Origin of the sequence: Pseudorhodobacter sp. (assembly GCF_034675685.1) — a bacterium.
GTDB lineage: Bacteria > Pseudomonadota > Alphaproteobacteria > Rhodobacterales > Rhodobacteraceae > Pseudorhodobacter.
Genome location: NZ_JAUCDA010000002.1, coordinates 432622 through 452021 on the forward strand (window position 1 = coordinate 432622; position 19400 = coordinate 452021).

Here is a 19400-nt window from a genome sequence, read left to right on the forward strand (position 1 = left end):
ACGGGGGCCTTTTCAGTGTGCTGCGCCGCGTTCAGTGTTTCTTTTTGGGCGGAATCAGGTCGGTGATCGTGCCTTCAAACATCTCGGCTGCGAAGTTTATGGTTTCAGAAAGCGTGGGATGCGCGTGGATGGAATGCCCCAGATCAACCGCATCTGCGCCCATTTCTATCGCGACAACCACTTCTGACAGCAACTCGCCCGCGTTGGGGCCAACAATGCCCGCACCGATCAGACGGTCATCGACCGGGTCAAAGATCAGCTTGGTGATGCCTTCCGACCGGCCAATAGACAGCGCCCGGCCAGACGCGGCCCAAGGAAATACGCCCTTGCCGATTTTCATACCCTTGGCTTTGGCCTCTGTCTCGGTCACGCCAACCCATGCAACCTCGGGGTCGGTATAGGCCACCGAAGGGATGATCTTGGCATCAAAATAGCGTGGAAGCCCGGCGCAAACCTCGGCGGCAACCTTGCCTTCATGCACAGCTTTGTGGGCCAGCATTGGCTGGCCAACCACATCGCCAATCGCAAAAATATGCGGCTGGCCGGTGCGCTGCTGGTTATCAACCGCGATAAAGCCGCGCTCATCCACCGCAACGCCTGCGGCCTCGGCATTGATCCGCTTGCCATTGGGGCGGCGACCAACTGCGACCAGAACCTTGTCAAACGTGTCGGTCGTGGTTGCCCCCTTGTCATCCTCAAACGTCACCTTGAGGCCGGATTTTTGCGCCTCAACCGCCGTGACCTTGGTTTTCAGCAGTATCTTTTCATAGCGCCCGGCGATGCGGGTGTGCAGCGGTTTGACGATATCCTTATCCGCGCCCGGAATGATCTGATCCATCAATTCCACAATGGTCACTTTACTGCCCAAAGCGTCATAGACACAGGCCATTTCCAGCCCGATGATACCGCCGCCCAGCACCAGCAACCGCTTTGGAATATCGGCCAATTCCAGCGCGCCGGTGCTGTCGATCACGCGCGGGTCGTCATTGGGGATGAAGGGCAGGGCGACGGGTTCGGACCCCGCCGCAATGATGCAATTATCAAAGCTGACGGTTTTGCTGCCATCCGCACCCTGAACCTCAATCATCTTGGGGCCGGTAAACGTGCCATAGCCAGTGACAACCGTCACCTTGCGCGCCTTGGCAAGGCCCGAAAGCCCGCCGGTCAGCTTGGTCACAACCGAAGATTTCCAACCGCGCAGCGTGTCAAGATCAACCTTTGGCTTGGCAAAGCTGACGCCATGCGCGCCCATTTCCTCGGCCTCGGTAATCACCTTGGCGGCATGCAAGAGCGCCTTGGACGGGATACAGCCCACATTCAGGCAGACCCCGCCAAGGGTGCTGTCTTTTTCAATCAAGACCACCGATTTGCCAAGATCAGCCGCGCGGAACGCCGCCGTATAGCCACCGGGACCAGAGCCGAGAACGACCACTTCGGCGTGGATGTCACCCTTGCCGGTGGCGCTGCCCGTGGGGGCAACGGCGGTTGGGGCGGCTGCCGGCGGTGCCGCCGCTGGTGCGGGCGCGTCACTGGTCGCCGCGCCTTCCAGCACCATGATCACCGAGCCTTGGGAAACCTTGTCGCCTTCCTTCACCGTGATCGCAACAACCTTGCCGGCCGCGGGCGAAGGCACCTCTAGCGTGGCCTTGTCGCTTTCCAGCTCGATCAGCGGGTCTTCCTTGGCGACGGTATCACCAACTGCAACCAGAATGGTGATGACAGGAACATCCTTGAAATCGCCAATATCGGGGACTTTGATATCCATTTTCCCATGCCCCCCTTACAACATCAGCCGGCGCACATCGCCGAGCAGGTGTTTCAGGCTGGCGTTGAACCGCGCGCCCAGCGCGCCATCAATCGCGCGGTGGTCAAACGACAGCGCAAGCGGCTGCATCAGGCGCGGCACAAATTCCGTGCCATTCCAGACCGGCGCCATTTTGGCGCGGGTCAGGCCCAGAATCGCCACTTCGGGCGCGTTGACAATCGGGGTGAACCCGGTGCCACCAATGCCGCCCAGCGACGAGATGGTAAAGGTCGCCCCCTGCATATCGGGGCCCTTCAGCTTGCCATCGCGCGCCTGTGCCGAAAGGCTGCCCAGTTCCTTGGAAATCTGGATGATGCCTTTGCGGTCGGCATCCTTGATCACCGGAACCATCAGGCCTTGCGGCGTGTCAGCGGCGAAACCGATGTTGTAGAAGTTTTTCTTGATCAGTTTGTCGCCGTCTGGATGCAGCGAGGAGTTAACCTCCCAATGTTCTTTCAGCGCCGAAACGCAGGCCTTGATGACAAAGGACAACAGCGTAACGCGGTAGCCATCGGCCTTGGCGGCGGTATCCAGTTCCTTGCGGTAAGCATCCAGTTCGGTGATGTCGGCCTCTTCGCTAACGGTCACATGCGGAATGTTCAGCCAGGCGCGGTGCAGCGCGGGGCCAGACAGCTTTTTGATGCGCGGCATTTCGACATCTTCGACCGGGCCGAATTTGGAAAAATCAATGACGGGCATCGGCGGGATGCCCATACCGCCCGCAGCCGCCCCACCGCTTGCCGGGGCCGCAGTGGTTTTGAAGCGGGCGGTGATATCTTCGCGCAGAATACGGCCTTTGCGGCCTGTGCCGTTTACTGTGGTCAGATCAATGCCCAACTGCCGCGCAAAGGCACGGATGGAAGGCGAGGCATGCGCCTTGCCAAAGCCGCTGTCAACGACAGGTGCCGGGGCGGCAACAGGGGCAGGTGCCGCAGCAGGGGCTTTGGCGGCTTTGGCCGGCTCGGTTGATGCAGGGGTCGCGGCTGCGCCCTCGGCTTCAAGCATCAGGATAACCGAACCTTTGGAAACCTTGTCGCCTTCCTTCACGCGAATTTCGGCAACCTTGCCCGCGCTGGGCGATGGCACCTCAAGCGTCGCCTTATCCGATTCCAGCTCGATCAACGGGTCTTCGGCGGCGACGGTATCACCAACACTGACCAGAATGGTGATAACGGGAACATCGTTGAAATCGCCGATGTCGGGTACCTGGACTTCTATAGCCATATTTTCTCTCCTTTTACCCGATCAAACCAAACGGGGGTTCGGCTTGGTGCCGTCGATTTCGTATTTGGCAAGCGCCGCTTTCAATGTTTTCTCATCAATCGTGCCGTCGCGGAACAGATCGACCATGGCGGCGGCGGCGATATGGTTTGCATCCACCTCAAAGAAGCGGCGCAGGTTTACGCGGCTGTCGGAACGGCCGAAACCATCAGTCCCCAATACGGTGTAACGACCGGGAACAAAGGCGCGGATTTGCTCGGCATAGTTTTTCATATAGTCGGTGGCGGCAATGATCGGGCCTTTGACGCCCTCCAGCAGGGTGGTCACATAAGGCACCTGCTGCTTGCCCAGCGGGTTCAGGCGGTTGTGGCGTAGCGCATCCTGACCATCGCGGGCCAGTTCATTCAGGCTGGTTGCCGACCAGATATCAGCCGTCACGCCGAAATCGGCCGCCAGCATATCGGCGGCATGCATCGCCTGCACAAGAATGGTGCCAGAGCCAAGCAAGTTGACATGCAGCTTGCCGGGTTTGGTTTTCTTCAACCGATACAGGCCCTTGATGATCCCTTCTTCGGATCCGGCCGGCATTTCGGGATGCAGATAGTTTTCATTCATCAAGGTCAGGTAGAAATACACATCCTCTTGCTTGGCATACATCCGGTCCATACCGTGCTGGATAAGCACAGCGACCTCATGCTGAAAGGTCGGGTCATAGGTGATGCAGTTGGGGATGGTGCCGGCAAGGATATGGCTGTGGCCGTCCTGATGCTGCAAACCTTCGCCGTTCAAGGTGGTGCGGCCCGCCGTGCCACCCAGCATGAAGCCGCGCGACCGGCTGTCACCTGCGGCCCATGCCAGATCACCGATGCGCTGGAAACCGAACATCGAATAATAGATGAAGAACGGCACCATAGCGACGCCGTGGTTGGAATAGGACGTCGCCGCCGCAACCCAATCCGCCATGGCGCCGGCCTCATTGATGCCCTCTTGCAGCACCTGACCGGATTCGCTTTCGCGGTAATACATCATCTGCTCGGCGTCTTCGGGGGTATAGTGCTGGCCCAGCGGGTTGTAGATACCGACCGAACGGAACAGCCCCTCCATCCCGAAAGTGCGCGATTCATCCGGCACAATCGGCACGATATTCTTGCCGATATTCTTGTCCCGCAGCAGCGTTGTCAAAATCCGCACAAAGGCCATGGTGGTTGAAATTTCACGGTCACCGGATGATTCCAACTGCGCCTTGAACGCGCTGAGCGGCGGGATTTGCAGCGCAGGCGTATCGCGCCAGACCCGTTTCGGGAAATCACCGCCCAGCGCCTGACGGCGTTCGGCCAGATAGGCCTTTTGCGCGTTGTTCAAGGTAACAAAGGGGGCTTTGCCCAGATCTTCGTCGCTGACCGGAATTTTGAAACGGTCGCGGAAGGCGCGAAGCTGATCTTCGGCCAGTTTCTTTTGCTGGTGCGAGGTGTTCTGCCCTTCGCCGCCCGTGCCCATGCCGTAACCTTTGACGGTTTTGACCAACAGACAGGTTGGCTGGCCTTTAACCTCGGTTGCACGCTTGAACAACCCGTAAACCTTTTCCGGGTCATGGCCGCCCCGGCGCAAGGCCCAGATCTGGTCATCCGTCCAATCGGCAACAAGCGCTGCCGTTTCGGGGTATTTGCCAAAGAAGTTTTTGCGGATATAGGCGCCATCCTTGGATTTGAAGGTTTGATAATCACCATCAACCGTTTCATCCATCAACTGACGCAGCCTGCCGGATGTGTCTTTTTCCAGCAGGTCATCCCAGCCCCGGCCCCAAAGCAGCTTGATGACCTCCCAGCCAGAGCCGCGGAAATCGCCTTCCAGTTCTTGCACGATCTTGCCGTTGCCGCGCACCGGACCATCCAACCGCTGAAGGTTGCAGTTGACCACAAAGATCAGGTTATCCAGACCTTCACGCGCCGCAAGGCTGATCGCGCCACGGCTTTCGGGTTCGTCCATCTCGCCATCGCCAAGAAAGCACCAGACCTTGCGGTCAGCCATGTCGATATGGCCCCGGTTGTGCATGTATTTCATGAAACGGGCCTGATAAATCGCCATCAGCGGCCCAAGCCCCATGGAAACGGTGGGAAACTGCCAGTAATCGGGCATCAGCCACGGGTGGGGGTAGGAGGAAAGGCCCTTGCCATTCACCTCTGATCGGAAGTTGGTCAGGGTTTCTTCGTCAATCCGCCCCTCCATAAACGACCTTGCGTAAATTCCGGGGATCGCATGGCCCTGAAAGAACACCATGTCGCCGCCATGAATGGCCGATTTTGACCGCCAGAAATGGTTAAGCCCGATGTCATACATCACCGCCGAGGATGCAAAAGACGCGATATGCCCGCCGTATTCGCTGCTTTCCTTATTGCGCCGCACCACCGTCGCCATCGCATTCCAGCGGTTGATGGTGCGAATGCGCCATTCCATTTCCAGATCGCCCGGAAACTCGGGCAGATCATCGGCCGCAAGGGTGTTTTGATATGGGGTCGTCGCGGAAAATGGCAAGGTTGCGCCTGCAGCGCGGGCTTGCTGTACGGCCTTGTCCAACAAGAAATGGGCGCGATTTGCACCATCCCTCTCGATCACATCGGCAATGGCATCCTGCCATTCCTGGGTTTCGATCTGGTCGATATCGGTTGGCTTATCGTTCATTCGGGCAATCTCCGGAATGGGGATGGGATGGATGGAATGGGAAAAACTGCCTGTCAGACAGGAACGGACTCGATGACAAAAGGGTCGGTGAACCAATGTTCCTCAAGGTTGGGCCCAGCACCGATCCTGTCAATCACAGCAAATTGGCCGGATTTTGCCAAAGGTGCAAGCACCCCATGCCAGATGCCGCGATGCAGGTTGATGGATTGGCCCGGTTGGGTCAAAAATGCCTTTGGATTGACTGGCGTTCCGTTCAGGTCATCAGCAACGACAACCAGAAAGCAGGTCTGGCTGATCGGGATAAAGGCCTGGCTTCCATCCGGGTGGCGCTCTACCATATCCACCACATGTGGCAGGTGCCGGGCCTTGGCATCAAAAATGCTGATCCCCGCAGCGCCATCCGCGAAATCGAGCCTGGCGCGGTTGTGAAACCGGCCACACATGCCCGCGTTGATAATTTTATCGGGCGCACCCGACGCGTCCAATACGTCGCCATAAGGCGCAAAATCAGCCGCATTCAACGGAACGACAGTCAGAACCTGGGTCATTGGGGCAAAACATCCTTTAGGCGAAGCTCCGCAATCCGCTCCACCTGGCGACAGGCCTCGGCGAATTCAGTTTCACGGTCATTTTCGATACGACGTTCAAATGCCGTCTTGATCGAGGCTTTGGTATTGTCACGCACCGCGATGATGAACGGAAACCCATGTGTGGCGACATAGCGTTGATTATATGTGGTGAACATGTCCCGCTCGGCATCTGTCAGGTTGTCAAGCCCGGCCCCTGCCTGTTCTGATGTGCTTTCAGCCGTCAGTCGCCCCGCGGCAGCCAGTTTTCCGGCAAGATCGGGGTGGGCGGTCAACACGCCAAGACGTTCATCGGGGCTTGCAGACCTGAACATGCGGGTCAGCGCATGGTGCAGACCAGTGGCGCTGTCATGGGCAGGGCCCAGCTCCAGCGCCCAGGCGCGTTCCGCGATCCAGGGGGAATGTTCAAAAATGCTGCCATAGGCTTTGACGAACGTGTCTTTGTCCATCTGGCTGGGGCGGGTAAAATGCACGGGCGGGTGGGTTTTTTGCCAATGGTGCGCAATGTCGATGCGGCGGGCAAACCACACGTCAGCATGCGATTTGGCATAGTCCATGAAACGGCGCAGCGCCATGATCCGGCCAGGGCGGCCAATAAGGCGGCAATGCAGGCCGATATTCATCATCTTGGCCTTGCCCGCCATGCCTTCGGCATAAAGCGCATCAAAGCTGTCTTTCAGATAGGCAAAAAACTGATCGCCCGAATTGAACCCCTGCGGCGTTGCAAAGCGCATATCGTTGCAATCAAGCGTGTAGGGGATGATCAACTGATCCTTTTCGCCGTACTGCTCCCAATAGGGCAGGTCGTCGGCGTAAGCATCGGAAACATAATCAAACCCGCCTTCCTCGGCAGCCAAACGCACGGTATTGGCCGAACAACGGCCCGTATACCATCCCGTCGGGCGCGCGCCGGTGACTTCGGTATGCAGGCGCACTGCCTCATCCATATGGGCGCGCTCATCCGCCTCGGCATAGTCTTTGTATTCAATCCATTTCAGGCCGTGGCTGGCAATTTCCCAATCGGCGGCCTGCATGGCGCGAACCTGTTCGGGGTTGCGGGCAAGGGCGGTGGCCACGCCGTAAACGGTTGCGGGGATGTTCATTTCGGTGAACAGGTCATGCAGCCGCCAAAACCCGGCCCGCGCCCCGTATTCATAGATAAATTCCATGTTCCAGTGGCGTTGCCCCGGCCAAGCCGCCGCGCCAACGATTTCGGACAAGAACGCCTCGGATGCCGCATCTCCATGCAGAATGCAGTTTTCTCCGCCTTCTTCATAGTTGATCACGAATTGCACGGCGATTTTGGCCCCATCTGGCCAGTTCGGGTCAACCGGTTTGGCACCATGGCCTCGGAAATCGCGGGGATATCGGTTCATTGTTGCAGGGGCCCTCTTGCTGTTTTTACCAACGTAACCCAGAGCAATTCGAAAAGCTTTCAATTAATTTTTGAAGCAGCCTATTGCAGGTTTGCACTGCAATAAATGCATGAAACAGGACAAACTGACAGGGCATTCATAGGAGGCCAAGATGGCTGGATATCTGACCACACATGTTCTTGATACCGCGCGCGGATGCCCCGCCGCAGGTATGAAGATAGACCTTTTCAGGATCGACGGCGCCGAAAGAACGCTGCTGCGCACGCTTGTCACCAATGCAGACGGCCGCACCGACAGCCATATTCTGCCAGCCTCTGAATTCGTGACCGGCACCTATGAATTGGTGTTTTTCGCAGGCGCCTATCTTGAAGGTTGCGGGCTTGATCTGGCACAGCCAAAGTTTCTTGACCAGATACCGTTGCGGTTTGGAATGTCCGAGGCAAGCCATTACCATGTGCCACTTTTGCTTTCGCCCTATTCCTTTTCTACCTACCGTGGCAGTTGAGGCGGCTGCACGCAATCAGGCATAGATCGGGCAAAGGTTGCACCGGCAATTTCGGGGGCTCGCCGGCCCTTTCAAGGCCGGGCACCCAAAGCAATCTTTATCAACCGATTTGGCGCATGGCACAGCAGGCAGTTTGGCGCGCGCGGAAAAATGACCCCAAAAGATCAAAGCCCAGCTTCATCGCGTGACGCCGGGAAATCCAGACACGCCTTTCGCGCGACGGATCTCAGGCGCGCTTGCCCACCACCGACACGCCCAAAACCTCCAGAACCTTGTCTGCTATCTGCGCCGCATCCAGACCTGCAACCTTGTACATCGCCTCGGGGCTGGCCTGATCAATAAAGATATCCGGCAGCACCATCGACCGATATTTCAACCCCGCATCAAAGACGCCTTCTTCTGCCAAAAGCTGGGCGACATGGCTGCCAAACCCCCCGATTGCGCCCTCTTCCACGGTGATCAGAACCTCATGCTCGGCCGCCAGTTTCAAGATCAGATCCCGATCCAGGGGCTTGGCGAACCGGGCATCCGCAACCGTCGGCGTGATTCCCCTCAGGGCCAGGCTTTCGGCGGCGCGCGTCACCTCTGACAGCCGCGTTCCAAAGGATAGGATCGCAACCCGACTGCCTTCTTGCATAACCCGCCCCTTGCCGATTTCCAGCGGGATGCCGCGTTCCGGCATTTCCACCCCTGCGCCTTCACCACGGGGAAACCGAAAGGCGATCGGCCCATCGTCATGCGCGGCGGCCGTGGCGACCATATGGACCAGCTCGGCCTCATCCGCAGCGGCCATCACCACCATGCCGGGCAGGTTTGCCAGAAACGCCACATCAAACGCCCCCGCATGGGTTGCGCCATCAGCGCCAACCAGCCCCGCGCGATCTATCGCGAACCGAACCGGCAACCGCTGAATTGCCACATCATGCACGACCTGATCATAACCGCGTTGCAAGAAGGTCGAATACAGCGCGCAGAACGGCTTCAGCCCGCCCGCCGCCATTCCCGCCGAAAAGGTCACGGCGTGTTGTTCGGCAATGCCCACATCAAAACAGCGCCGGGGAAAACGCTCGGCAAACAGGTTCAACCCGGTTCCATCCGGCATTGCCGCCGTCACCGCGACGATTTTATCATCCCGCGCGGCTTCAGCCATCAGCGCCTGCGCAAACACGGCTGTATAGCTTGGCGCGTTGGAGGGGGCCTTTTTCTGCTCGCCAGTCAGCACATCAAACTTGGCCGTCGCATGGCCCTTGTCGCGCGCCCTTTCGGCCGGGGCATAGCCTTTGCCCTTTTTGGTGATCACATGAATCAGCATCGGCCCGGTCGCGCGATCATGGATGGTGCGCAAAACCGGCAGCAACTGGTCCAGATCATGCCCATCAAGCGGCCCGACATAGCTAAAGCCCAGTTCTTCAAACAAGGTGCCGCCGATGGTCATACCTTTCAGCATCTCTTTGGCCCGGCGCGCGCCTTCCTGGAACGGTTCGGGCAAAAAGCTGACAGCCCCTTTGGCCACGGCTTTCAAATCCTGAAACGGCGCACCGGCGTAAAGGCGCGACAGGTAAGACGACATCGCGCCAACCGGCGGGGCGATGGACATTTCATTATCATTCAACACCACAAACAGCCGCTTTTTCAGCGCGCCTGCGTTGTTCATTGCCTCAAACGCCATGCCCGCGCTCATCGAACCATCACCGATCACAGCCACCGCATCGCCGGGGTCGCCGCCCAGATCGGCAGCCACCACAAAGCCCAGAGCCGCTGAAATGGAGGTAGAGCTGTGGGCCGCGCCAAAAGGGTCATAGGGCGACTCGGATCGCTTGGTAAAGCCAGACAGCCCCCCTTCCGCGCGCAGGGTGCGAATACGATCACGCCGCCCGGTCAGAATTTTATGGGGATAGCATTGATGCCCCACATCCCAGATGATCTTGTCACGCGGGGCATCAAAAATGGCATGAAGTGCCACGGTCAGCTCCACCACGCCCAGCCCTGCGCCCAAATGGCCCCCGGTGACTGACACGGCGGAAATGGTTTCGGCCCGCAATTCATCGGCCAGTTGCCGCAATTCGCGGTCAGACAGGGCCTTCAGGTCGGACGGCAGGGTCACGCGGTCCAGCAGTGGCGTTTTGGGTCGATGGGTGGTTTGATCAGTCATGGGCGCCCCCTTGGGCCTAGCTTTCGCGCGCGATCACGAAACGTGCCGCCAGGATGAGAGTGTCTGCCCGCGCACCGTAAGGCGCAAGGGCGGTTTTTGCGTCATCAATCAGGGCCGCTGCACGGGCTTTTGCACCCTCCAACCCCAAAAGCGAAACGAAGGTTGCTTTGCCCGCCTCGGCATCTTTGCCCAGCCGTTTGCCTGTTTTGCTGGCATCGCCCGTTACATCCAGGATGTCATCGGTGATTTGAAAGGCAAGACCTGTGGCGGCAGCGTAACGCCCCAAAGGGGCGGGGTCGGCCCCGGCCAGTACTGCGCCCGCCGTGGCCGACCATTCAAACAGCGCCCCGGTCTTGCCCGACTGCAGCCGGGTGATTTGCGCCAGGGTCAGCGGGGTGGTGGCAGTTTCGGCGGCTATATCCAACGCTTGCCCCAGCACCATGCCGCGCGCCCCTGCCGCCCGCGCCATACCTGCGATCAGATCAAGCCGGTTTGCGCCCAGCGCGGGGTCGGTCAGCAATTCAAACGCCAGCGATTGCAGCGCGTCACCAGCCAACACGGCAACCGCCTCATCCCATTTGCGGTGAACGGTGGGCAGGCCCCGGCGCAGCGCATCATTATCCATGCAAGGCAAATCATCATGCACCAGAGAATAGGCGTGCATCGCCTCTATCGCAGCGGCGGCAGCGACGGCATTATCAGCCGAAATGCCGTGCAAAGCAGCCGATTCCAGCACAAAAAACCCGCGAAGCCCCTTGCCGCCCTGACACGCATAGCGCATCGCGTGAATCACCGGCTCATCATCAAGCGCCGCCAATGCGGTATCAAGCCGGGTCTGTACCCGGTGCGCAGAGGCCGCCAAAAGGGTGGAAAAGCTCACATCCCCTCCGCCGGGGTGGTGCCGTTGGCCTGTCCATCCTTGGCGCGGATCATTTCAACCTTGTCTTCGGCATCCTTGAGCTTTTTGGCGCAATGCGCCTTGAGCGCGGCCCCGCGTTCATACAGCGCAATTGACGCCTCCAGCGGCACCTCACCACGTTCCAGCGCGGTCACGACCTGCTCTAATGCGGTCATTGCCTCTTCAAAGGTCATTTCTGCTACCGGCTTGTCGGTCGGCTTACTGGCTGGCGTATCGGTCATGTCCGCGGTCCTTCAATACTGTCACATGGGCGGCGGCAGAGGCCGCCAGCGCGCGCAAATCATAACCGCCCTCAAGCGCCGATACCACCCGCCCCGCGCAATGGCGATCCGCAAGATCGCAAATCTGTGCGGTAAGCCAGGCAAAATCTGTGGTTGCCCAGTTCAGATTGGCCAGCGGGTCATCGCGATGCGCGTCAAACCCCGCCGAAATCAGAATCAATTCGGGGGCGAAGGCGTCGATTTGCGGCAAGATATGGGCGCTGTAGGCGGCACGCATATCGGCCCCGGTGCTGCCGGGGGGCAAGGGCAGGTTAATGATCTGGCGATGCGCCCCCACCTCATGCGTCGCCCCGCTGCCGGGGTAAAGCGGCATCTGATGGGACGAGGCAAAGCGCACGCGGGGTTCATCCCAAAGCAGATCCTGGGTGCCGTTGCCGTGATGCACGTCAAAATCCACAATCGCCACACGGGACAATGCGTGATGGTCCAGCGCGTGTTTGGCGGCAATGGCGATACTGCCGAACAGGCAAAACCCCATGGCCGTATCACGTTCGGCGTGATGCCCCGGCGGGCGCGTGGCAACAAAGGCGTTGGCCGCCCCGCCCGCAAGCACAAGATCCACCGCAGCACAAACGCCGCCCACACCGCGCAAAGCCGCCTGCATGCTGCCGGGGGCAAGGTAGGTATCACCATCAATCTGCGCCCAGCCCTGCGCGGGAACAGCGGCGCGGATGCGGGCGATGTACTGCGCCGGATGGCACCGCATGACATCTGCCTCCCTGGCCAAAGGTGCATCAAGGCGCAGCAAATCCATATCGGCCAGCGCCGCCCTGACTGCCACCAGCCGTGCAGACTGTTCAGGATGGCCGGGCGGTTCCTGGTGAAGATCACAGTCGGGATGCGTAAAAAATGCAGTTGTCATTGAAAGGCCTTTGGCAAGACCGGCGCCCGAATGGACGGGCGCTGGTGAAGGTTTCAAGGCACTCATTCAGCCTCGGCCGGTTTGCCGCAGGGCGTTCTTCTACGCGGCAAAAGGCCCGAAAGGCGTCAGTTGCCCTGCGCCTCTTGGCAAGCGATGGCTTGTTCCAGCCCGGCGAAAGAGCCGGAAAGATCAATTGCCATGACAACTTCGCCGTCATGCGACAGGGTCATGGTATTTTTCAGCGCCAGATCCATGATGAACTCTTCGCTGTCAAAGGCGATTTCGATGCCAGGGGTATTATCCAGCCAAACGCCCAGCGCCTCGCCCTCATATTCTTCGCCATCCAGATCGAAAGAAATCGGATAGGTTTCACCTTCCACAATATCACCCCAGGCGGCATTGAAGGCCATCACATAGCCTTCGTCTTTTTCGGCGTCGATGCCAACGCGCACAACCGAGCCGTCCTCAAACTCGCTGGCGATCAGGCAGCCATTGCCGACAGAAGGGTCTACCAGCACATCCCAGCCACCCGCCTCGCCCCATTTGACAAGGTTTTGGGCGGTGGCAGGAAGGGTAAATGCGGCAAAAACGAGGGCTGGCAGAAGCAGTCGTAAGGTCATTTGATATTCCAGAATTCAAAATGGTGAAGGTTGATCACAGGTCACTGGTAAACATTTACCGCTGGGCGCGCTAGTCTGGCGCCAGCATATAGCCTGCGCCGCGCACCGTTTGCAGGTAACGCGGTTGCTTGGGGTCGTTTTCGATCTTGCGCCGGAGGCGGGTAATTTGAACATCGACAGCGCGTTCCTGGCCGCTCTTTTCCTCGGCGTTTTCTACTCGGCCCAGATCACCCGCAAGGGTTTCACGGCTGATCGGTTGGCCCGGTTGCGCCGCAAAAACCCGCATCAACTGGGCCTCGGTTGCCGTCAGGCGCACGGGGTCGCCGCCTTGCCACAGCTCGCCACGATCCACATCATAGCGCACGCTTCCCAGATACAACATTTTTGGCCCGATCTCGGCCTGTGCCTGCGGCACGCGGCGCAAGATGGCGTTGATACGCAGCAGCAACTCTTTCGGCTCAAACGGTTTTGACAGATAGTCGTCAGCACCCGCCTCCAGCCCGTCTATCCTGCTGGCGGTTTCGCCCCGCGCCGTCAGCAGCATGATCGGCGCCGACAGGGTTTCGCGCAGCTCGCGGGTCAAGGCGATGCCATCAATTCCGGGCATCATCACGTCAAGAATGATCATGTCAAACTCCAGCCCCTGCAGCAGCCGCCGGGCCTGCGCGCCATCGCGGGCAATGGTGACCAAAAACCCATGCCGCATCAGGAATTTTTGCAGCAAGCCGCGAATACGCTCGTCATCATCAACAACCAGCAGATGGGCCTGTGGATCGGGTATCATACTGTGCTCTCCTTCAGGCTTTGATAGTGCCGCCGCGCGTTCTCGTCCATCATTGCCTCAAGCACCTGGCGAAACCCTTGTACCGCCCCCGGCCCAGCCGCGCGATAGGCGGCGCGCATGCGGGCGCGCTGGGCGTCAGACAGGCTGCGCTCCAGCTCGGCCCCTTTTGTGGTCAGATGCAAATGGCGTTCACGCTTGTCCGCACGGCCAACCCGGCTTTCTACCAGACCATCCTCAATCAACGCGCGCAAGACCCGGTTCAGCGATTGCTTGGTAACGCCCAGAATCCCGAGAAGGTTGTTGACAGTGGTGCCGGGGCTGCGATGGATGAAATGCAAGGCGCGGTGATGGGCGCGGCCATAATCCATCCCCTCCAGAATACGGTCAGGGTCGGCGGTGAAACCACGATAGGCAAAAAACATCGCCTCAATCCCTTTGCGCAACTGATCATCTGTCAGAAACAGCAAGCTTTCGCTATGGCTTGCGCCCGCATGAGAATGTTCCATCGCCCGCCTCGCTCAATTCCATGCGCACATTTTATGTCAGCCTTGTTGACTTTCCAAGCCTCAACTGGTACGAATTTTTCGATTTTGCGCAACTTTATGTCAACCATTGACCAGAATGCGCAACATTTACAAAAATTTGGGAAGGTGTACTGAAATGGCAGGATATGACGACCGCGATGGAAAAATATGGATGGATGGCGAATTGGTTGATTGGCGCAGCGCCAAGGTCCACATCCTGACCCACGCGATGCACTACGCCTCATCCGTGTTTGAGGGCGAGCGGTGCTATAACGGCAAGATTTTCAAATCGGTTCAGCATTCCGAGCGGCTGCGCAAATCGGGTGAATTGCTGGATATGGAATTGCCGTGGTCAGTCGCCGAGATCGAGGCCGCCAAGGAAGCCACCCTGAAGGCCAACGGGCTGACCAACGCCTATGTGCGCCCGGTGGCGTGGCGCGGTGTGGGCGAAGATATGGGCGTTGCCTCCAAGCGCAACCCGATCCATCTGGCAATCGCTGTGTGGGAGTGGGGGAATTACTATGGCGATGCCAAAATGAAAGGTGCCAAGCTGGACATCGCGAAATGGAAGCGGCCCAGCCCGGAAACCATCCCCCACGCGGCCAAGGCTGCGGGGCTATATATGATTTGCACCATGTCAAAACACGCTGCAGAGGCTAAGGGCTGCTCGGATGCGATGATGTTTGATTATCGCGGCTATGTGGCCGAAGCGACGGGCGCAAACATCTTTTTCGTCAAGGATGGCATCGTGCATACACCGCTGGCCGACGGCATCCTGAACGGCATCACCCGGCAAACCGTGATCGAGATGCTGAAGGAAAAGGGCATCGAGGTGCAAGAGCGGCGGATCGAAGCGGGCGAATTGGAAGGCATGCAGCAATGCTGGTTAACCGGGACTGCGGCCGAAATCACGCCCGTTGGGCAGATCGGTGATTACAACTTTGAAGTTGGGCAACTGACCCGTGATATTTCCAGCGAGTATGAGGCGTTGGTTCGCAGGTAATGCGTTTTGCGTTTGGCCTGCTGCGTCAGGCCAAACGCGCCTCTGTTCTGGTTTACGTTTGCCCCGTATCTGTTTGGGCGCAACCCGCATCGGGTTTGGCCGCGCTGGGCATATTCGGCACCAACCTCAGGTGGTCGCGCCGCGTTCGATCCGCAAATAATGCACCATACGGGCGCTTTCATTATGCGCTTGCGGTCTTTGGCGCAGCGCGCTGATCGCCGGATGTGGCCTATCGGTTTCGCCGCGCTTTTCCATAGCCCAGAAATGCTTTTTCCGGGCGGTCTGAGGCGCGCTGCGATGATCTGCAAGGTGCTTGGTCATACTATCCTCCCACAGGGGTTCACGCGTGCAGCCTAGCATGAAAATCGGCGCGAGTCGCCTGAAAGTTGCGCGGCGGGTCGCATGCTGTCGGTCAAGACAGGCGCTCTATGGCCCAGGCGGCGGCATCTGCAACCGCCAGATCCGGGTCAGACAGATGCTGTTGTGCCGTGGCAATCAACGCCGGGTCGCCAGAGTTTCCGATAGCATAAAGGACATTGCGCAAAAAGCGGTCACGGCCCATCCGCTTGACCGGGCTGCCGGAAAACCGGGTGCGGAACGCAGCATCATCCAATGCGGCCAGCTCGGTCAGGGGCGGCGCGCCGATGCGATGGGCATAGCCGATTTCTGAGGCGGTGACGGCGAATTTATTCCACGGGCAAACGGCCAGACAATCATCACAGCCATAAATACGATTCCCCAACAGCGGCCGCAATTCAGGGTCTATCTGGCCTTTATGTTCAATCGTCAGATAGGAAATGCAGCGTCGCGCGTCCAGCTGATAGGGGGCAGGAAATGCCTTGGTCGGGCAAATATCAAGGCAGGCAGTGCAATTGCCACAATGGCTGGTTTCCGGCACGTCGCGCGGCAGGTCAAGCGTGGTGAAAATCGCCCCCAGAAAGAACCAACTGCCCAAATCACGCGATAACAGATTGGTGTGCTTGCCCTGCCAGCCCAAACCCGCCGCCTGCGCCAACGGCTTTTCCATCACCGGGGCGGTATCCACAAAGACCTTAATCTCGGCACCCGTTGTCTCTACCATCCAGCGCCCCACGCGTTTCAGACGCTTTTTCACCAGATCATGATAGTCGCGCCCTTGGGCGTAAACCGATACTGCCGCGCGGTCGCGCTGGGCCAAAACATCGCGCGGGTTGCCTTCGGGTGTATAGACCTCGGCCAGCATGATAACCGACCGCGCCTCGGGCCAAAGCGCTGCGGCAGACCCGCGCCACGCCATGCGTTCGGCCATCCAGCCCATTTGGCCATGACGGCCAAGGGCAACGTAATCGGACAATCGCGCGGCAGTATCCGGGGTCGCATCAGGCGCACAAATGCCCATACCCGAAAACCCTTCGGCAAGGGCGCGGTTGCGCAGGGTTTCACGAAAGGCTGACGTGTCCACTGGCCTGATCAGGCCGCAGCAAGCGGCGCACGCGCCTCGGTCAGAATCACGTGAAGCTTTGAAGGGTCTGTGTTGGCCCGCAATTTGGAACAGATCCCCGCATCTCGCATGGTGCGCGACACCAGCGCCAAGGCTTTCAGGTGGTCTACCCCGGAATCCTTGGGGGCAAACAGCGCAAAGACCAGATCAACCGGCTGACGATCAACCGAGTCATAATCCAAAGGTTTTTCGAGGCGTAAGAACACCCCGGTAATCTTGTCCAGCTCTTGCAAGCGCGCGTGTGGCAGCGCGATGCCATGGCCCACACCTGTAGGGCCAAGGCTTTCGCGTTCTTGCAAGCCATCAATGGCGATGGAAGCATTCAGACCATGGACAGCCGCCATAACCTCTCCGATTTCCTGGAAAAGCCGCTTCTTGCTGGTCAGATGGCTAACGATGCGTACGGCACCGGGTGCCAAAATATGGGTAAGTTCCATGGTCCGCTTTTTATCCCACGCCACAAAGGGCGTTTTACTTTGTATGTCGCGGGTCGATCCAACCGACGTTCCCGTCATCACGACGGTAAACGACGTTTACCCCGCCATGCTTTGAATTGCGAAACACCAGCATCCGCTGCTCGGCCAGTTCCAGCTGCATGACCGCTTCGCCAACAGAGACGGTCGGAACCTTGGTCTCCATCTCGGCAATGATCATCGGCTGAAGTGACTCGGGCTCGTCCTGCCCGTGCTCCTCATTCGCGGCAAGTATATAAGAGGAACCGCCGTCGAATTCAACAGGCGTTACACGATCACGATGGTGGTCGCGCAAACGGCGCTTGTAGCGGCGCAACTGCTTGTCCATCTTTTCGCGACAGGATTCAAACGCGGCATAAATTTCGGTCGCATGCCCTCTGGCCTGCGCATTGAGTCCGGTGGACAGATGGATCGTCGCTTCGCAAACCAGTTCATGGCCATTGCGTGAGAAAACGACGATGGCTTCGGTTGGGCGCTGGGCGTATTTTTCAACCGTCTCGCCAAGCTCTGCCTTCACATGGGTTTGAAGTGCTTCACCAATGTCGATTTGCTTCCCGCTGATCTGATACCGCATAGTCCCTCCTGCTTGGTTCGACAAAGCGTCCCTGCACCTTGCAAAGGGCCTGTCGATGGGTTTTAGGCACGCCCCCCGCCCAACTAAAACCCTTTTTTCTTCGGCAGTTACGCTAAAAATCCAAAGATCGTAGAGCGGTTCGGTTCGTGCTTGCATCCAAGGTATTTGGCGACACAGAAGGCCGCTTTGTCAATGGGGTCTTGTGAAAACTATCGCAATTGCCCGCCCAGACCAAACTTCCACAAACCTGTTAAGGAGATACAAAAATCAAGAGGCCGATTCAGCTTATCCGAAAATTTTGCCCCAGATAAACCCGGCGCACATTTTCATCGCGCACCACCTCTTCGGTTGTACCGCTCATCAGCACCGTGCCATCATGCAAAATATAGGCGCGGTCGACGATCTCTAGCGTTTCGCGGACGTTGTGATCGGTGATCAACACGCCAATGCCGCGGCGTTTCAGGTCACCGACCAAATGGCGAATTTCGCCAACGGCGATCGGGTCTACCCCGGCAAAGGGTTCATCCAAAAGCAGATACTTCGGATCTGCCGCCAGACAGCGTGCAATTTCAACCCGCCGCCGCTCCCCGCCTGAAAGCGCCAGGGCCGGGGCGCGGCGCAGGTGGGTGATCGAAAACTCCGACAACAGTTCTTCCAGCCGCTCACGCCGTTTGTGCCGGTCGTCCAAGGTGATTTCCAGAACGGCAAGAATGTTATCCTCAACCGACAGCCCCCGAAAAATGCTGACCTCTTGCGGCAAATAGCCAATGCCAAGCCGGGCGCGGCGATACATCGGCAGGCCCGTCACCTCTTGCCCATCAATCAAGACCCGACCGCCCTCGGGTGAGACCAGCCCCGCAATCGCATAAAAGCACGTCGTTTTACCCGAGCCGTTCGGCCCAAGCAGCGCCACCACCTCGCCCCGGTTCAGATGCATCGAAACATCCCGGATCACCGGCCGCTTTTTATAGCTTTTGCGCAGGTTCTCAATATGCAGCCCCGCATCCCCGGCGGTCACTCTCAGCTCGGGCGCGGGCATCAGTTCTTGGCCTTGCCCGGCTGAAAGACGGTTTGCACGCGGCCTTCCATCACGCCGGTTCCGGCCTTTAGGTCAATCACCAGCTTTTGCCCCGACAGTGCATTGCCGCCCTGCGTCAGCAGCACTTCGCCGGTCATCACCACATTGCCGCTGTCGATCGTATACACCGCCTCTTGGGATTCGGCGGCATCGGTCGCGTTGATCAGGGTCACGCCCTCGCTGGCGAACAGCCTGGATATGCCGCTGCCATCGCTGGTGTATTCCACCTTGACCCGGCCCGCCGAAAGCCGCATTTCGCCTTGGCCAACCAGCACATTCCCCACGAATACTGCGGTTCCATCGGCCTGATTGACCGTAAGCTGATCAGCCGAAACCTCTACGGGAAGTGTGGTATCTTGCTTTAGACCGCCAAAGGCAACGCTGGCCCCCTGCGCAAGCGCCAAGGCCGGAGATAGGGCAATGAATGCCAAAAATGTCGTGATCCGAAACGCCTGTAACATGCCCTGTCCTGAATGTC

General features: G+C 58.7%; 20 protein-coding genes. 2 read left to right on the plus strand and 18 right to left on the minus strand.

Annotated features, from left to right (window positions below; all coding sequences use genetic code 11):
- Window positions 1-31: 31 nt before the first annotated feature.
- From lpdA to puuE, 5 genes are read right to left on the minus strand one after another with little or no spacing between them, the layout of a single operon-like run.
- Complete coding sequence (gene lpdA, locus VDP61_RS02150; protein WP_323005287.1) at window positions 32-1765, minus strand: dihydrolipoyl dehydrogenase; 1734 nt, start codon at window positions 1763-1765, stop codon at window positions 32-34.
- Between the two features lie 15 nt (window positions 1766-1780).
- Window positions 1781-3028: a 2-oxo acid dehydrogenase subunit E2 gene (locus tag VDP61_RS02155; protein WP_323005288.1), complete on the minus strand. Its 1248-nt coding sequence runs from the start codon at window positions 3026-3028 to the stop codon at window positions 1781-1783.
- Between the two features lie 21 nt (window positions 3029-3049).
- A complete protein-coding gene (aceE, locus tag VDP61_RS02160; protein ID WP_323005289.1) occupies window positions 3050-5704 on the minus strand; it encodes a pyruvate dehydrogenase (acetyl-transferring), homodimeric type in 2655 nt (884 codons plus the stop codon).
- Window positions 5705-5757: 53 nt separating this feature from the next.
- Window positions 5758-6252: an ureidoglycolate lyase gene (locus VDP61_RS02165; protein WP_323005290.1), complete on the minus strand. Its 495-nt coding sequence runs from the start codon at window positions 6250-6252 to the stop codon at window positions 5758-5760.
- Entirely contained in the window at window positions 6249-7667 is a 1419-nt protein-coding gene (puuE, locus tag VDP61_RS02170; protein ID WP_323005291.1) for an allantoinase PuuE, read from the minus strand. Before puuE ends, VDP61_RS02165 begins: the two co-directional genes overlap by 4 nt.
- A gap of 151 nt (window positions 7668-7818) precedes the next feature.
- Here puuE and uraH point away from each other — a divergent pair, with 151 nt between their 5' ends.
- Window positions 7819-8172, plus strand: a complete 354-nt coding sequence (gene uraH / locus VDP61_RS02175; protein WP_323005292.1) for a hydroxyisourate hydrolase — start codon at window positions 7819-7821, stop codon at window positions 8170-8172.
- 226 nt (window positions 8173-8398) lie between these two features.
- Here the strand turns inward: uraH and dxs are convergent, their stop codons facing one another.
- The 7 genes from dxs to VDP61_RS02210 form a co-directional block, all read right to left on the minus strand.
- Complete coding sequence (gene dxs, locus VDP61_RS02180) at window positions 8399-10324, minus strand: 1-deoxy-D-xylulose-5-phosphate synthase (RefSeq protein WP_323005293.1); 1926 nt, start codon at window positions 10322-10324, stop codon at window positions 8399-8401.
- Window positions 10325-10340: 16 nt separating this feature from the next.
- Window positions 10341-11204, minus strand: coding sequence for a polyprenyl synthetase family protein (locus tag VDP61_RS02185; protein WP_323005294.1), 864 nt, complete (start codon window positions 11202-11204; stop codon window positions 10341-10343).
- A complete protein-coding gene (locus VDP61_RS02190) occupies window positions 11201-11464 on the minus strand; it encodes an exodeoxyribonuclease VII small subunit (protein WP_323005295.1) in 264 nt (87 codons plus the stop codon). The genes VDP61_RS02185 and VDP61_RS02190 overlap by 4 nt, the downstream gene beginning before the upstream one ends.
- Window positions 11442-12386 (minus strand): histone deacetylase family protein, encoded by a 945-nt coding sequence (locus VDP61_RS02195; RefSeq protein ID WP_323005296.1) that lies wholly within the window; start codon window positions 12384-12386, stop codon window positions 11442-11444. The genes VDP61_RS02190 and VDP61_RS02195 overlap by 23 nt, the downstream gene beginning before the upstream one ends.
- A gap of 125 nt (window positions 12387-12511) precedes the next feature.
- Entirely contained in the window at window positions 12512-13006 is a 495-nt protein-coding gene (locus VDP61_RS02200) for a hypothetical protein (RefSeq protein WP_323005297.1), read from the minus strand.
- A 70-nt stretch (window positions 13007-13076) separates the two neighbouring features.
- Window positions 13077-13787, minus strand: a complete 711-nt coding sequence (locus VDP61_RS02205; RefSeq protein WP_323005477.1) for a response regulator transcription factor — start codon at window positions 13785-13787, stop codon at window positions 13077-13079.
- On the minus strand, window positions 13787-14296 hold the full coding sequence (locus VDP61_RS02210) for a MarR family winged helix-turn-helix transcriptional regulator (RefSeq protein WP_323005298.1): 510 nt from the start codon (window positions 14294-14296) through the stop codon (window positions 13787-13789). The genes VDP61_RS02205 and VDP61_RS02210 overlap by 1 nt, the downstream gene beginning before the upstream one ends.
- Window positions 14297-14450: 154 nt before the next feature.
- On the opposite strand from VDP61_RS02210, the gene VDP61_RS02215 reads away from it, so the two are divergent.
- On the plus strand, window positions 14451-15317 hold the full coding sequence (locus VDP61_RS02215) for a branched-chain amino acid aminotransferase (RefSeq protein WP_323005299.1): 867 nt from the start codon (window positions 14451-14453) through the stop codon (window positions 15315-15317).
- A 126-nt stretch (window positions 15318-15443) separates the two neighbouring features.
- Here VDP61_RS02215 and VDP61_RS02220 read toward each other — a convergent pair whose 3' ends face one another.
- The 6 genes from VDP61_RS02220 to VDP61_RS02245 form a co-directional block, all read right to left on the minus strand.
- Window positions 15444-15638, minus strand: coding sequence for a hypothetical protein (locus VDP61_RS02220; protein ID WP_323005300.1), 195 nt, complete (start codon window positions 15636-15638; stop codon window positions 15444-15446).
- Between the two features lie 91 nt (window positions 15639-15729).
- A complete protein-coding gene (gene queG, locus VDP61_RS02225; protein WP_323005301.1) occupies window positions 15730-16758 on the minus strand; it encodes a tRNA epoxyqueuosine(34) reductase QueG in 1029 nt (342 codons plus the stop codon).
- Window positions 16759-16766: 8 nt separating this feature from the next.
- Window positions 16767-17234: a PTS sugar transporter subunit IIA gene (locus VDP61_RS02230; protein WP_323005302.1), complete on the minus strand. Its 468-nt coding sequence runs from the start codon at window positions 17232-17234 to the stop codon at window positions 16767-16769.
- 34 nt (window positions 17235-17268) lie between these two features.
- Complete coding sequence (hpf, locus tag VDP61_RS02235) at window positions 17269-17844, minus strand: ribosome hibernation-promoting factor, HPF/YfiA family (RefSeq protein WP_323005303.1); 576 nt, start codon at window positions 17842-17844, stop codon at window positions 17269-17271.
- Between the two features lie 280 nt (window positions 17845-18124).
- Window positions 18125-18883, minus strand: a complete 759-nt coding sequence (lptB, locus tag VDP61_RS02240; RefSeq protein ID WP_323005304.1) for an LPS export ABC transporter ATP-binding protein — start codon at window positions 18881-18883, stop codon at window positions 18125-18127.
- Window positions 18883-19383 carry an LptA/OstA family protein gene (locus VDP61_RS02245; RefSeq protein WP_323005305.1) on the minus strand — a complete coding sequence of 167 codons (501 nt, stop codon included), beginning with the start codon at window positions 19381-19383 and terminating at the stop codon, window positions 18883-18885. The genes lptB and VDP61_RS02245 overlap by 1 nt, the downstream gene beginning before the upstream one ends.
- Window positions 19384-19400 lie beyond the last annotated feature (17 nt).